Here is a 316-nt window from a genome sequence, read left to right as displayed (position 1 = left end):
AGCCGCCCGCCCAGCAGCAACGCCGCCGCGACCAGGGGCGGGCCGGCCGGGCCGGCGCCGGCCGCCAGCAGCACGCCCAGCCCGGCGGCGACGCCGCAGAGCAGGCGGTGCAGTGGCGGGTCCAGCCAGGGCTCCGCCCGGGCCGGGTCGGCTTCGGGGAAGCGCGCGGCCGCGTCCAGGGGCGCCAGGATGCGGTGCGCGCGCGCCCCGGCGCCTTCCGCCAGGGCATGGCCCGCGATGTCGGCGGCCAGCCAGTCCAGCTCCCGCCGGCGGCGGGCGATGTGGCGGATGCCGCGGCCCAGCGCGGTGGCCAGCC

1 protein-coding gene is annotated in these 316 nt (G+C 82.9%); it reads right to left on the bottom strand.

Annotated elements, in window-relative coordinates:
* Positions 1-316: hypothetical protein (locus E2C05_RS33945; RefSeq protein ID WP_158292517.1), on the bottom strand; the 316-nt coding region annotated here is incomplete at both ends.

This window comes from Paracraurococcus ruber (assembly GCF_004353985.1).
GTDB lineage: Bacteria > Pseudomonadota > Alphaproteobacteria > Acetobacterales > Acetobacteraceae > Paracraurococcus > Paracraurococcus ruber.
The sequence above is the reverse complement of the archived record's forward strand: the minus strand, read 5'-3'. Positions and strand labels throughout refer to the sequence as shown.